This is a genomic window from Pseudomonas sp. GCEP-101, assembly GCF_025133575.1.
Lineage (GTDB): Bacteria > Pseudomonadota > Gammaproteobacteria > Pseudomonadales > Pseudomonadaceae > Pseudomonas > Pseudomonas nitroreducens_B.
Genome location: NZ_CP104011.1, coordinates 1,564,552 through 1,578,638 on the forward strand (window position 1 = coordinate 1,564,552; position 14,087 = coordinate 1,578,638).

At 66.6% G+C, this 14,087-nt stretch carries 9 protein-coding genes; 4 read left to right on the plus strand and 5 right to left on the minus strand.

The window, feature by feature from the left end; all coding sequences use genetic code 11:
- Window positions 1–2: 2 nt before the first annotated feature.
- Window positions 3–1,979, minus strand: coding sequence for a methyl-accepting chemotaxis protein (locus tag N0B71_RS07095; RefSeq protein WP_259758063.1), 1,977 nt, complete (start codon window positions 1,977–1,979; stop codon window positions 3–5).
- 409 nt (window positions 1,980–2,388) lie between these two features.
- Here N0B71_RS07095 and N0B71_RS07100 point away from each other — a divergent pair, with 409 nt between their 5' ends.
- A complete protein-coding gene (locus N0B71_RS07100; RefSeq protein WP_259758064.1) occupies window positions 2,389–3,240 on the plus strand; it encodes a hypothetical protein in 852 nt (283 codons plus the stop codon).
- Between the two features lie 64 nt (window positions 3,241–3,304).
- Here N0B71_RS07100 and N0B71_RS07105 read toward each other — a convergent pair whose 3' ends face one another.
- Together N0B71_RS07105 and N0B71_RS07110 are read right to left on the minus strand one after the other, a co-directional pair.
- Window positions 3,305–4,357 (minus strand): haloacid dehalogenase-like hydrolase, encoded by a 1,053-nt coding sequence (locus N0B71_RS07105; protein WP_442964651.1) that lies wholly within the window; start codon window positions 4,355–4,357, stop codon window positions 3,305–3,307.
- Window positions 4,358–4,593: 236 nt separating this feature from the next.
- The gene (locus tag N0B71_RS07110) at window positions 4,594–5,514 is read right to left on the minus strand and encodes a LysR substrate-binding domain-containing protein (RefSeq protein ID WP_259758065.1); all 921 of its coding nucleotides are present in this window, start codon (window positions 5,512–5,514) and stop codon (window positions 4,594–4,596) included.
- A 138-nt stretch (window positions 5,515–5,652) separates the two neighbouring features.
- On the opposite strand from N0B71_RS07110, the gene N0B71_RS07115 reads away from it, so the two are divergent.
- Window positions 5,653–7,047 carry a NorM family multidrug efflux MATE transporter gene (locus N0B71_RS07115; RefSeq protein ID WP_259758067.1) on the plus strand — a complete coding sequence of 465 codons (1,395 nt, stop codon included), beginning with the start codon at window positions 5,653–5,655 and terminating at the stop codon, window positions 7,045–7,047.
- On the opposite strand, the gene N0B71_RS07120 is transcribed toward N0B71_RS07115, so the two are convergent.
- The gene (locus N0B71_RS07120) at window positions 7,044–8,720 is read right to left on the minus strand and encodes a putative bifunctional diguanylate cyclase/phosphodiesterase (protein ID WP_259758068.1); all 1,677 of its coding nucleotides are present in this window, start codon (window positions 8,718–8,720) and stop codon (window positions 7,044–7,046) included. The two genes, N0B71_RS07115 and N0B71_RS07120, sit on opposite strands and share 4 nt — an antisense overlap.
- A 294-nt stretch (window positions 8,721–9,014) precedes the next feature.
- Here N0B71_RS07120 and rep point away from each other — a divergent pair, with 294 nt between their 5' ends.
- Both rep and N0B71_RS07130 read left to right on the plus strand, forming a co-directional pair.
- Window positions 9,015–11,024, plus strand: a complete 2,010-nt coding sequence (gene rep, locus N0B71_RS07125; protein WP_259758069.1) for a DNA helicase Rep — start codon at window positions 9,015–9,017, stop codon at window positions 11,022–11,024.
- A 286-nt stretch (window positions 11,025–11,310) separates the two neighbouring features.
- The gene (locus N0B71_RS07130) at window positions 11,311–11,886 is read left to right on the plus strand and encodes a xanthine phosphoribosyltransferase (protein ID WP_081515169.1); all 576 of its coding nucleotides are present in this window, start codon (window positions 11,311–11,313) and stop codon (window positions 11,884–11,886) included.
- A gap of 255 nt (window positions 11,887–12,141) precedes the next feature.
- On the opposite strand, the gene N0B71_RS07135 is transcribed toward N0B71_RS07130, so the two are convergent.
- Window positions 12,142–13,980 (minus strand): acetyl-CoA hydrolase/transferase C-terminal domain-containing protein, encoded by a 1,839-nt coding sequence (locus N0B71_RS07135; RefSeq protein ID WP_259759499.1) that lies wholly within the window; start codon window positions 13,978–13,980, stop codon window positions 12,142–12,144.
- Between the last annotated feature and the right edge of the window lie 107 nt (window positions 13,981–14,087).

Here is a 14,087-nt window from a genome sequence, read left to right on the forward strand (position 1 = left end):
GGTCAACGGAACCGCCCGACCTCCTCGCGCAGGCCGGCCGCCAGGCTGTCCAGCTCGCGCACGGTCTGCGCCAGGTCGGCCACCACCTGACGCTGTTCGCTGTTGGCCTGGGCGATGCCCTGCAGGTTGCTGCTGAGCAGGGTCGCGGTGCGGCTCTGCTCCTGCGTCGCGGTGGTGATGGCGGCGAACTGCTCGCCGGCGGCGCTGCTCTGCTGGGAGATTTGCGCCAGCGCGGCGGCAACCTTCTCGTTCAGCGTCAGCCCGTGCTGCATCAGCTGGCTGCCCTGTTCGATGGTCTCGATGGCGCTGCCGGTGTCCTGCTGGATGGCGCCGATCATCTGCGAGATCTCCGTGGTCGCGGCCTGGGTGCGCGCCGCCAGGCTGCGCACCTCGTCGGCCACCACCGCGAAGCCGCGCCCCTGCTCGCCGGCGCGGGCGGCCTCGATGGCGGCGTTGAGCGCCAGCAGGTTGGTCTGTTCGGCAATGGAGGTGATCACCCCGACGATGCTGCCGATCTCCTGGGAGCGCGCGCCCAGCCGGTTCACCCGCTCCACGGTCCGCTGCAGCGCGCCAGCGATCTGCGCCAGCGATGCCGAGGCATCGTCCATCGATTGCAGGCCGATGTGGGTCTGGCGGGTGTTCTCGCTGGCCATGCGCTCGGTGCTGCGCATGTTGTCGGCGATGTCCATCGAGGTGGCGCTGAACTCCTCCACCGCGCCGGCCATGCTGTTGATCTCGCCGGACTGCTGCTCCATGCCGGCGTAGGCGCCGCTGGACAGCCCGGACAGCGAGCGCGAGCAATGCCCCACGTCCTCCGCCGCGCCGCGTACCCGCGCGACCATGCTGGAGAGCGCCTCGCCCATCTGGTTGAAGCTGCGGGCGAGGTCGCCGATTTCATCGTGGCTGGACACCGTGAGGCGCGCGCCCAGGTCCCCAGCGCCCAGCGCCTGGGCCTGGCGCACCAGGTCGCCCAGCGGGCGCAGGCGGCGGCGCAGCAGCCAGGTGGTGGCGACCACCGCCAGCAGCATGGCGATCAGGCTGCCCATGGCCAACTGGCCGCCGACGCGCCAGGTCACCGCGCGGATTTCGTCCTTGGGCATGCTCGCCAGGACGGTCCACGGGCCACCGGCGAAGGGCTGCGCCACGCTGTAGAAGTCGTCGTCGCCATCGCTCCAGAAACGTCCGCGGCCGGGGCTGTCCAGCAGGCCGGCAAGGCTCTCGGCCGCTCGCTCGGGGTCGCGTGCGCCGGCCGGCGGCACCAGCCAGTGGTGCTGTTCGTCCAGCAGCGCCAGCGAACCGCCCTGGCCGAGGCGGAAACGGCCGAGGTTGTCGAACTGGCGCTTCTGCGCGTCGGTGTAGTCGAAGCCGACGAACAGTACGGCAATCACCCGCCCGCTGCCGTCGCGCACCGGGGTGTACTGGGTCATGTAGTAGCGGCCGAACAGCAGCGCGCGGCCGACGTAGCTTTCGCCGCGCATCAGCAGCGCATAGGCCGGGCTGCCGTGGTCGAGCACGGTGCCCATGGCGCGGCTGCCGTCCTGCTTGGTCAGCGAGGTGGTGATACGCACGAAATCCTCGCCATCGCGCACGAACACGGTGGCGACGCCGGCGGTGAGCTGGCGGAATTCGTCGACCAGGGTGAAATCGCCGTTCAGCCGGGTGTCCCCCAGGTACAGCGCCGGCGCCTGCAGCGCAGCGACCGGCACACGCTCCTCGGGACGCGCTGTGAGGCCGGCGGCGAAGCGCTGCTCGAACAGCCCGGCGAGGCGCTGGGTGCTCTCGCGCAGGGTGCCGTGGAAGGTCTCCAACTGGTCCGCCAACAGGCGCGCTTCGCTGGCCAGGTGCTCTTCGCGGGTGGTCAGGGTAGCGCTGTCTAGCGAGCGCAGGGCAAACAGCGTGCTGCCGCTGATCAACAGCATCAGGAGCACGGCCAGGGCCACCGCCAATTGCAGGGCGATGCGGGATCGGGGCTGGTTCATTTTTCGGGTTCTGCACGCAACGGCATGCCGTCGCCCGGGGTTCGAGGAGCGGCCTGCTTCGGTTCGAGGGGAATGCCGGCGTTGTTCGCCGGTCTGCCCAGGCTATCGGCGGCCCAGGACAATACTTGAGTCATTCACCCGGAATTGGTGTTCCACGGGGCCCTGCCTGGGCCAACCTTGCGCAAAATCTCGGACAGGATCGGACAACTGCGAATTGCCCTTCAGCCAAGTACGAAGGGCCAGAACGCCCTCGCGAATGTTCTGAAATGTCCACCCGGCAACGCTGCACGAGCTGACAGTCCCGGTGCCGTCTCACGCTTTACCTTGCTTCTTGATGAGTCGCCCACGGCAGCCTGCGAAGCGCTGCAAGGGCGTAACGGATCAGCACTGGCCATCAAGGAGCATGAACATGGGACTGCTTAGTTTTCTCGGCATCGGCAACAGCGCCTCGAACTCGGCGCTGGGCAAGCTGAACTTCAATCTGAACCTGGCGACCCCGACCACCGGCGTCTCGGTTGGCACCGTCGTGAACACCGACGCCACCAAGGGCACGGCCCAGGTGGCGGTCGCGGTGAAGACCCAGGACGCCAGCGGCTCGGCGGTGGACGTCGGCGTGAACACGCAGGTCAACACCAGCCCATCGGGCGTTTCCGGCAAGGTCGACGTGGGCGTCAAGGTACTCAATGACCTGATCAAGGTCGTCGACGTGACCAACAACACCCTGTTCAACCTCGGCAAGGAATCGGGGGTTGTCCAGAACACCACGGATGTCGCCACCCAGAGCGGCGACACCACGACCCACACCCACGTCGATGCCGCTCTCGCCGCCACCCCGAACGGCGCCCTCGGCAAGGCGGATGTGGCCGTGAAGGTGCTGGACGGGCTGGCCACGGCGGTCAATCTCATCAATTCCTCGCAACTGGAAGCCGGCAAGGAAGGCGCCGCCGGCAAAACCGACCTCGGCCTGCTGGTTCAGCACGGGATCAAGAGCACGGCCGTGCTGGTCGACAGCTTCTTCAACACCGACTGCCAGTCCTTCACCGGCAAGTCCGATGTGAACGTGGCAACCCAGGGTTCGCAGGCGCTGACCGGCGTGAAGCTGGCCGATCTGCTGCAGGTCGGCCAGGCTGCCATCGAGTTCGCCGGCGACCATGCCGTGAGCGTGCAGGCCAAGGCGGCGGATGCGGCCGCCCAATCGCTGTTCCACTCGGCCAGCGATCTTCACGCGGCCCTGCCGCTGAACCACGACGTCATCGCCTAACCCCGCGCTGAACGCAAACGCCCGGCCATTTCTGCCGGGCGTTTGCGTTCCAGAGGACGCGCCGTTACTGGATGTCTTCCGGCGTGACGATCACCCAGTTCTTGTCGGCAGTGACCGGCTGGCCGAGCTTGGCCTGGGCATCGGCATTCTTCTTGATCATGCCGTTCAACTGGTCCATGTACTTGGCCTTGCGGTTGATCCACAGGTGCACGCCGTTCTCGGCGGTGCCGTTGAACAGCATGTAGCCATCGCTGCTGGGCGTGTCGCCGCCCACCAGGATCGGTTTCTTCCACTGGTCGATGTAGGTGAGGATCGCCGCCTGCTTGCCGGCCATCCAGGTCGCCGGGGTCCACAGGTAGGGAGTGACCTCCAGGTCCTGGTTGGCCTTGGGATCGTATTTGCCTTCGGCGATCTGCTTGCGTGCGGTGGTCAGGGCGCCGCTCTGGCGATCCTTGAGCAGGGTAGTCACGCCGATGACGTTCTCGGGCTTCACGTTGTAGCCGTACTTGGGATCGCTGGCCACCATGCGCACCAGTTCCTCGTGGGCGGCGGTCATCACGTAGACCTCGATGCCGTTCTCCATCAGCTTGTTGTACAGCTCGGTCTGGCCGGTGAAGACCTTGGGCGGGTTGATCTCGATCGTCTTGACCACGTCGCCATCGTAGTAGGTGCTGGGCACCGGCTTGCCGTAGGCCATCAGCTCGTCGACGTAGCCCTTGAGCTCCTTGAGGGTGAAGCCGGAGAACACCTGGGCAACCCAGGGATAGCAGACCAGGTCGTCCACTTCGCAGAGGCGATAGTAGTAGCTGTTGAGGCTTTCCTTGTGGCCGTTGACGTCCTTGAAGGGGATCAACTTGAGCGAGGGGTCGAGCTTCTCGCGGGTCAGCACGCCTTTCATTTCGAGGAAGGGCAGCAGCGATTCCTCGAGGTCGTAGCGGTAGCTGGTGTTGTCCATGTCGAAGACCGCGAAGGCGCCCTTGTTGGCGTTGGCGGCAATCAGGGCATCGAGCTGCTTGGCGGCCGGGGCGGGCCAGTGTTTCAGTTCGGTCGCGGCGAAAGAGGTGCTGGCGAGGCCGGCCAGGAACAGGCCGGCAAGCAAGGTGCGCATGGGCTTCATGGAGTTTCCCCGAGTGGTGGTTGGCGAGCTTTATTGGAATCGGCGAGGCCGTCATCGGTCTTCGCTGGACTAGTCCAGTCATGACCCTAGCAAAGCGCTGTTTCAGCTCTGCGACGGCAGCGACGTAAAGCGTCGCGACGGCGGCAGGACGTATCCATCCGCGTCATGGGGTTTTGCCAGCAGCGACGGCCGGGCAGTCCAGCGCACGGCGCGGGTGGCCGGGCGAGTCGCCGGACTCAGTCGAGCAGCGCCACCGGTGGCAGCTGCATGGCCTGCACCTCGGCCTGCAGGAAGTCGCGCAAGCGGCGCAGCCGCTCCTGGTTGCGGCGGGCGCGGGGCCAGACCAGGTAGTAGCTTTCGCCGCTGGCCACCGCGCTGGGCCAGGGCAGCGCCAGGCGCCCCTGGTTGGCCTCTTCGGCGACCATCACCAGATCGCCGATGGAAACGCCGTAGCCGCGGACGGCGGCGACAATGCCCAGCTCCAGGGTGTCGAACACCTGCCCGCCCTTGAGCGACACCTTGTCCCCCAGCCCCATGCGCTGCAGCCAGCGCCGCCAATCGCGCCGGTCGGGTGTAGGGTGCAGCAGCTCGGCGCCGGCCAGGCGCTCGGCGTCCCACGGGCCGTCCGCCATCAGCTCCGGCGCACCGACGGGAATCAGCCATTCGGGAAACAGCAGCGTGGCCCCCCAGTCCGGCGGGAAGTGCCCGGCGCTGAGCAGTACCGCGCAATCGAAGGGCTCATGGACGAAGTCCACCCGGTCCACGTCCATCCAGGCGCTGGTCAGTTGCACCTCGCTGTCGCTGTGCTGCATGCGGAACTTGCTCAGCCGCGCCAGCAGCCAACGCATGGTCAGGGTCGAGGGGGCCTTCAGGCGCAGCACGCCCTCCTCGGCGCGCAGGCTGGCGCAGGCGCGCTCCAGCGCATCGAAGCCATCGCGCACGCCGGGCAGCAGCATCCGCGCCGTTTCGGTCAGTTCCAGTTGGCGGCCGCGGCGCTGGAACAGGCGGCAGGCGAAGTGTTCCTCCAGGGTCTTGATGTGCCGGCTCACCGCGCTCTGGGTGATCGCCAATTCCTCGGCGGCACGGGTGAACGACGCATGCCGCGCCGCCGCCTCGAAGGCGCGCAGGGCATACAGCGGCGGCAACTGGCGATTCATGGCGGGCCTCCAACGACGCAAAGCATGAGTATGACTCATGAATGGCATCGCATTTTTCCTTTTGTGCCCGCCTCCACGGCCGCCTGAGAATGAGCGACTCCCATCGATGCGGCGCCTGCCGCTTGCTGAGCCTGACTCATGAAACGCCCGTACCGTGACGAACTTGCCGCCATCCTCCGCCTCGCCGGCCCTCTGATCGCCGCGCAGCTGGCCTACGTGGCCATGGTGTTCACCGACACCGTGATGATGGGCAAGCTCGGCCGCGAGGCGCTGGCCAGCGGCGGCCTGGGCGCATCGACCTACGCACTGGTGTCGACCTTCTGCGTCGGCGTGGTGGCGGCCACCGGCAACCTGGTGGCGATCCGGCATGGGGCGAAGGACGCTCGCGGCGTGGTGCAGGCAACCCAGGCCGGCCTGTGGATCGGCGGCGCGCTGGCGCTGCTGGCGGGCCTGCTGCTGTGGAACCTCGGGCCGATCCTCATCGCCTTCGGCCAGGCGCCGCAGACGGTGGCCGGCACCATGAGTTTTCTGCACAGCATCGTCTTCGCCCTGCCCGGCTACATGGCCTTCATGGTGCTGCGCGGCTTCACCAGCGCCATCGAGCGTCCCGGCCCGGTCATGGCCATCAGCCTGATCGGCGCGCTGGCCAACCTGGCCCTCAACTATGCCTTCATCGAGGGCCTGTTCGGCCTGCCGAGGCTGGGGCTGGCGGGCATCGGCATGGTCACCGCGGTGGTGATGAACGCGCTGCCGGTGATCTTCGCCCTGTACCTGCGCTGGCACCGGGCCTATGCGCCCTACCCGCTGCTGGCCGGGCTGTCGACGCCGGATCTCAAGGTGGTCGGCGAATCCCTGCGCCTGGGCATTTCCATCGGCGGCACCTATGCGGTGGAGTCGGGCATGTTCACCGTGGCGACGCTGTGCATGGGGGTGATCGGCAGTACCGCGCTGGCGGCGCACCAGATCGCCATCCAGTCGGTGTACGTGGCCTTCATGGTGCCCATGGGGATTTCCTACGCGGTCACCTTCCGCATCGGCCAGCACTACGGCGCCGGCCGGCTGGTCGAGGCGCGTCGCGCCGGGCGACTGGGCATCGGCGTCGGCGCCAGTGGCATGTTCGCCTTCGCAGCACTGTTCTGGCTGGCGCCGGAGCTGGTCATCGGCCTGTTCATCGACCACCGGGACCCGGCCAACCGCGAGGTGGTGCAGCTGGCCGTGAGCCTGCTGGCCATCGCCGCGTGGTTCGAGCTGTTCGACGGCACCCAGTGCATCGCCATGGGCGCGATCCGGGGCCTGAAGGACGCGCGCACCACCTTCTTCGTCGGGCTGGCCGGCTACTGGCTGGTGGGCGTGCCCATGGCACTGCTGCTGACCTTCCCACTGGGCTGGGGCCCGAGTGGCGTGTGGTGGGGGTTGGCGTCCGGGCTGGCCTGCGCGGCCATCGGCCTGACCCTGGCCTTCGAGGCGAAGACCTCGCGCCTGCTGCGCCCGCACATGGCCGGCGCGGTGCGGGCCGTGCCAGCTTGCCGCTAGCTGACCGAGTCCTGCAGGCGCAACGCGCGGTTGGCGCCGAACACCAGGAAGCGCGCCAATTCCGCCAACGGCAGCGGGCGGCTGATCCAGTAGCCCTGCACCTGGTCGCAGCCGAACTGGCGCAGTTCGTCCTGCTGGGCGGCGGTTTCCACGCCCTCGGCGACCACTTCCAGGTTGAGGTTGTGCGCCAGGTTGATCATGGCCCGCACCAGTTGCAGGTTTTCCGGGCGCTCGTGCATGCCACCGACGAAGCTCTTGTCGATCTTCAGCAGGGTGATCGGCAGGCTGTTCAGGTGCACGAAGGACGAGAAGCCGGTGCCGAAGTCGTCCAGCGAGAAGCGCACGCCCAGGCGGCCGAGCGCCTGCATGGTCTGCAGGACCTGGTCGCTGCGGCGCATCACGGCAGTTTCGGTGAGTTCGAATTCCAGCCACTGGGCGTCGACACCGCGCTCGCGGATCAGGCGCTCCAGGGTCGGCAGCAGCTGGCTGTCCTGGAACTGGCGGAACGACAGGTTCACCGCCATGTGCAGCGGTGGCAGGCCGCGCCCGCGCAGCCACTGCATGTCGCGCAGGGCGCGGGAGATGACCCAGTAGCCCAGCGGCACGATCAGCCCGCTTTCCTCGGCCAGCGGCACGAAGTCGCCCGGCGTCAGCAGGCCGCGCTCAGGGTGGCGCCAGCGCACCAGCGCTTCGAGGCCGACGATCTGCCCGCTGTGCAGGTCCAGCCGCGGCTGGTAGTGCAGCTCCAGTTCGTCGCGGCGCAGCGCCCGGCGCAGCTCGCTTTCCAGGTCGGCTAGGCTGCGTGCGCCACGGTTGATGCGCTCGTCGAAGACGTGGAAGGTGCAGCCCTGGCGCGACTTGGCCTGCTGCATGGCGATGTGCGCGTGCCACAGCAACGGGTCGGCGGCTTCGCCGGCGCGGGCGTGGGCCATGCCCAGGCTGCAGCCGAGCAACAGGCTTTCGCCCTCCACCCAGTAGGGTTCGCCCAGGGATTCGACGATCAGCTCGGCGATCTTTTCCACCCGCGCCGGGTCGCGGCGGGTGTCCAGCAGCAGGGCGAATTCGTCGCTGCCCAGGCGGGCGATGTCGTCGCCACTGTCCAGGTGCGCCTTCAGCCGCGCCACCACCTGCAGGATCAGGCGGTCGCCGGCCTGGTGGCCGAGGGCATCGTTGACGTGGCGGAAGTTGTCCAGGTCCAGGTGGCCCAGCGCCAGGCCGCGCCCTTCGCTCTCGCTCAGGCGGGCGGCGAGCAGGGTCTGGAAGCCCTGGCGGTTGGCGATGCCGGTCAGCGGGTCCTGCTCGGCCAGGCTCTGCAGGGTGTTCTGCAGCGACGTGCGCTCGCGCACGTAGCGCAGGGTGCGGCGCAGGACTTCGACGCTGAGGGATTCGGCCACCAGATAATCGGCCACGCCCACCGGCTCTTGCGCGGGCTCGCGCTCCAGCAGCAGGACCTGCGGCAGATGGCACTGGTGGGCGGACGGCAGCTTGCCGGGCGTGGCGAGCACCAGGCCGACCTGGTCCTCGTCGAACAGGGCGCTGGCGGCCTGCCAGGACGGGGCCGTGATCAGCGAATAGCCCTGTCCCAACGCGGCCAGATGCCCGCGCAGTAGCTGGGCCCACTGCGGCGCTTCCGCCAGCAGGAGCAGGCGCGTTGGTTCAACCGACGCTGCCAAGCGACCCCCATGTATCTCGAGAAAGGGGAGAAACTCCAGGCACCGTCCCTGCGCCCATTTCCCCCGGTTTTGAAGCGACGCCATCCGGACTTCCCACGGATGCAAACGAAACTTCAGAGAAACTCTTAAGAGTTTTCTTCAAGTATTGCTGTCACAAGCCTAATACATGTACAGATTTATCCAAAACACATAAGTACGATCGTGTCACAGATCGCCGCTATTCCGAGCGGCACCCCGACGCCTGGCGCGGCCTGCTAGAATACGCGCCCGCTTCGCTACAGACCCCCGCCTTTCATGTCCCGACTCAATCCCCGGCAGCAAGAGGCCGTGAACTACGTCGGCGGCCCGCTCCTGGTGCTGGCCGGCGCCGGCTCCGGCAAGACCAGCGTGATCACCCGCAAGATCGCCTACCTGGTGCAGCAGTGCGGCATCCGCGCCCAGTACATCGTCGCCGTGACCTTCACCAACAAGGCCGCCCGCGAGATGAAGGAGCGCGTCAGCACCCTGCTGCGCCCCGGCGAAGGCAAGGGCTTGACCGTCTCGACCTTCCACAACCTGGGCCTGAACATCATCCGCAAGGAACATGCGGCCCTGGGCTACAAGCCCGGCTTCTCGATCTTCGACGAGAGCGATGTGAAGGCGCTGATGACCGACATCATGCAGAAGGAATATTCCGGCGATGACGGTCTGGACGAGATCAAGAACCTGATCGGCGGCTGGAAGAACGATCTGATCCTTCCGGAAGAGGCGCTGGAAAAGGCGCGCAATCCCAAGGAACAGACTGCCGCAATGGTCTACCTGCACTACCAGCGCACGCTCAAGGCGTACAACGCGGTGGACTTCGACGACCTCATCCTGCAACCGGTGAAGCTGTTCCAGGAGCACCCGGAAATCCTCGACAAGTGGCGCAACCGCGTGCGCTACATGCTGGTGGACGAGTACCAGGACACCAACGCCAGCCAGTACCTGCTGGTGAAGATGCTGGTGCAGCAACGCGCGCACTTCACCGTAGTGGGCGACGACGACCAGTCGATCTACGCCTGGCGTGGCGCGCGTCCGGAAAACCTGATGCAGCTCAAGGAAGACTTCCCGTCGCTGAAGGTGGTGATGCTGGAGCAGAACTACCGCTCCACCAGCCGCATCCTCAAGTGCGCCAACATCCTCATCGCCAACAATCCCCACGTGTTCGAGAAACAGCTGTGGAGCGAAATGGGCGAAGGCGACCCGATCCGCGTGATTCGTTGCCGCAACGAGGAGGCCGAGGCCGAGCGGGTGGCCATGGAGATTCTCACCATCCACCTGAAGACGCAGCGGCCCTACAGCGAATTCGCCATCCTCTACCGGGGCAACTATCAGGCGAAGCTGATCGAGCTGAAACTGCAGCACCACCAGATTCCCTATCACCTGTCAGGAGGCACCAGCTTCTTCGGACGCCAGGAGGTGAAGGACCTGATGTCCTATTTCCGCCTCCTCGTGAACCCGGACGATGACAACGCCTTCCTCCGCGTGATCAACGTGCCGCGCCGCGAGATCGGTTCCACCACCCTGGAAAAGCTCGGCAACTACGCCACCGAGCGCGGCTGCTCGATGTTCAACGCCATCGAGGAAATGGGCCTGTCCGAACGGCTGGACGCCCGCTACGTCGAGCGCCTGCAGCGCTTCAAGCGCTTCATCGACAAGGTCCGCGAGCAGTGCGCCGGCAGCGATCCGATCGGTGCGCTGCGCAGCATGGTGATGGACATCGACTACGAGAACTGGCTGCGGCAGAACGCGTCCAGTGACAAGGTCGCCGATTTCCGCATGGGCAACGTCTGGTTCCTCATCGACGCGCTGAAGAACACCCTGGAGCGGGACGAAGAAGGCGACATGACCATCGAGCAGGCCATCGCCAAACTGGTGCTGCGCGACATGCTCGAGCGCCAGCAGGAAGAGGAAGAAGGCGCCGACGGCGTGCAGATGATGACCCTGCACGCCTCCAAGGGCCTGGAATTCCCCTACGTGTTCATTCTCGGCGTGGAGGAGGAAATCCTCCCGCACCGCTCCAGCATCGAGGCCGATACCATTGAGGAAGAGCGGCGCCTGGCCTATGTGGGCATCACCCGGGCGAAGAAGAACCTGGCCATGACCTTCGCCGCCAAGCGCAAGCAGTACGGCGAGATCATCGACTGCTCGCCCAGCCGCTTCCTCGACGAGCTGCCGCCGGAAGACCTGGTCTGGGAAGGCCAGGAAGATGCACCGCAGGAGGTCAAGGTGGCCAAGGGCAACTCGGCGCTGGCGGATATCCGGGCGCTGCTCAAGCGCTGAGCCTGGTTTTTTATTGCAGCGGATAACCCGTTCCAGGTTGTTCGCCCTGCGCCCATGGCGGGCTGGCGCGTAGGAGCGGACTCCGTCCGCGATTGTCATCCGGTGGCCACCGGCCTGCCGGCCGGATCGCGGATGAATCCGCTCCTACGTCGAGGTGTACCTTTCCGCCTATCGAAAAACTGTCCATTCGATCAGCAATTGCATTGGTCGGAACGTCGCGCACAGGGCCGATGGCGTTGTAGAATTACGCGCTTCATCAGCGACAGCCGCTTCGGAAGCTCCCCCCGTGAACACTCTCAAAGACAAAATTCGCAGCGAAGGCATCGTTCTTTCCGAACAGGTCCTCAAGGTAGACGCCTTCCTCAACCACCAGATCGACCCGGCGCTGATGAAGTTGATCGGCCACGAGTTCGCCGAACGCTTCAAGAACCAGGGCATCACCAAGATCGTCACCATCGAGGCCTCGGGCATCGCCCCGGCGGTCATGGCCGGCCTGGAGCTGGGCATCCCGGTGATCTTCGCCCGCAAGTTCCAGTCGCTGACGCTGAAGAACGACCTGCTGATCTCCAAGGTCTTCTCCTTCACCAAGCAGACCGAAAGCACCATCGCCATTTCCGCCAAGCACCTGACCGCCGCCGACCACGTGCTGGTGGTGGACGACTTCCTCGCCAACGGCCACGCCGCCAAGGCGCTGATCGACCTGATCCAGCAGGCGGGCGCATCCGTCGCCGGTTTGGGCATCGTCATCGAGAAGTCCTTCCAGGAAGGCCGCGCGCTGCTGGAAAGCGAAGGCTACCGTGTGGAATCCCTGGCCCGGGTGAAATCCCTGGCCAATGGTCAGGTCGAGTTCCTCGAGGACTGATCCGGCGCTCCACGAAAAAGGCGGGCCCCTGGCGGGGTCCGCCTTTTTTCATTCGCCTGCCGGCGGTTCGCGGGCATGGCCCGCTCCTACAGTGATACTCCAGCGTTCGGGCCTGTCTCACGCTAATCCTCTGGACGGTCCGGTGCAGGATGAAACTTCAGCGTCAGTCGGCACAATCTGCTCCCTCTCCCTCCGGGAGAGGGCTGGGGTGAGGGGAACGTCGGCACCAACTTGTCAGAAAGAAGGCAGTTGCTCCTACAGGCTTGGTCGGCTGGCTTTAAGCCCGGCCAGTACCAGCCGCTGGTACAACTCTTCGCGCAGCCCCTCCGGCTTCGCCAGCCCCATGCGCTCCAGGTGTTGCGGGAACGCCTCCGGCTCCGGCGCGTCCAGGGTCGCCTTGCCCAGTTCGAGGATTTCGCTCAGCCGCAGCTTGCTCTTCAACCAGCCCAGCGCCCGCAGCAGGTCGCGCTCGTGCTCGGTGAAGTCGCAGCCCAGCGGAAATTCCGGCAGCAGCGTGCGCAGCCCCTGGGTCGCCTCGCGCAGGCGCTGCGGGGTGTTGTGGCGGTAACGCGCGTCCAGTTCGAACTCCTTCGGCAGCTTGCCGGCGTCCTGGGCCTGGGCGATCAGTTCGTCCTGGAAGCGCGAGTCGGCGATGGCGAGCATCGCGGCGATGACCTCGGCGTCGTTCTTGCCGCGCAGGTCGGCGATGCCGTACTCGGTCACCACCATGTCGCGCAGGTGCCGGGGAATGGTGGTGTGGCCGTAGCTCCAGACGATGTTGGAACTCAGCTCGCCTTCGGATTCGCGCCAGCTGCGCAGCATCAGGATGGAGCGCCCGCCTTCCAGCTCATGGGCCTGGGCGACGAAGTTGTACTGCCCGCCAACGCCGCTGAGCACCCGGCCGTCTTCGAGCTGGTCGGCGACGCCGGCCCCCAGCAGGGTCACGGTGAAGGCGCTGTTGATGAAGCGCGCGTCGCGCCGCTGCTGGCGCTTGAGCTCCTCGTCGCGGTAGAGGTTGTTGACGAAGCCGATGCCGGTCATGCCGATCCCGGCCAGCGCCTCGCGGGGCATCTCGCGCAGGCGCTGGTAGAAAGCCTGCGGGCCGAGGAAGAAGCCGCCATGCAGCCATACGCCTGGCTCGGCGGGCGAGGCCCCCGGCCTTGCGGCGACGCGCCGGCTCAATACGCCGGCCTCGGCCAGCGCCAGCAGGCCGGGGACGAACATCTCGCTGCAGCCGTACAGGCCCTGCTCGAAGGGAGCCAGCCCGCCGTCGCGCTCGATCAGCCCGGCGTGGCGGCTGGTGGAGTCGAGGCGCTCGAGCAGCGCGCGGTAACCGTCATTGTTGCGCTGGCGGGTGAGCAGCGCGGAGGTCAGGGCGTCGCCCATGGAGCCGATGCCGACCTGCAGGGTGCCGCCGTCGCGTACCAGGGCGCTGGCATGCAGGCCGATGCAGTGATCCTGCAGCCCCACCGGCAGGTTGGGCGTGGAGAACAGCGTACTGCTGTCGCCCGGCGCGTCCACCAGCAGGTCGAAGAGATCCTCGTCCACCTCGGCGTCGCCGGGCATGTAGGGTAACTGGTCGTGGACCACGCCGATGGTGACGATGGTTTCCCCCGCCGCGCGGCGGCGCTGCAACATCGGCAGCAAGTCCAGGGTGATGTCCGGGTTGCAGGCGAGGCTCAGCTTGCCCGGCCGCGCCGGGTCGCGGGCCACCAGCTGGGCGACGGCGTTGACACCCTTGGCGTTGATGTCGCGCGCCACGTGGCTGTAGTTGCAACTGATGTAGTTCTGCTGCGCCGGGGCGCTGTCCAGGAGGCTGCCGGGTTGCAGGTAGAACTCCTCGACGCGGATGTTCGCCGGCAGGCTGCCGCTGCGCAGGTCATGCAGGTAATCCAGCTCGGGATAGTCGCCGTAGATGCGCTCGACGAAGGGCTCGAGAAAACGCCGCTGCAGCTCCCCACCGGCCTGCGGACGCCCGAGGGACAGCGCGGTGTAGAGCGTCAGCTGCCGGCGCGGGTTCTCGCGGATGTGCCGGTACAGCGCGTTGGCCAGTTGGTTGGGCTTGCCCAGCCCCAGCGGCAGGCCGAGGCGGATGTGTCCGTCCAGGCGTTGCAGCAGGTGTTCGACGGCGGTTTCGATCGAGCAGGATTGCACCGGTTTCGCTCCTGGTTCGTTTCAACGACAGGAGTTTGGACCGGCTG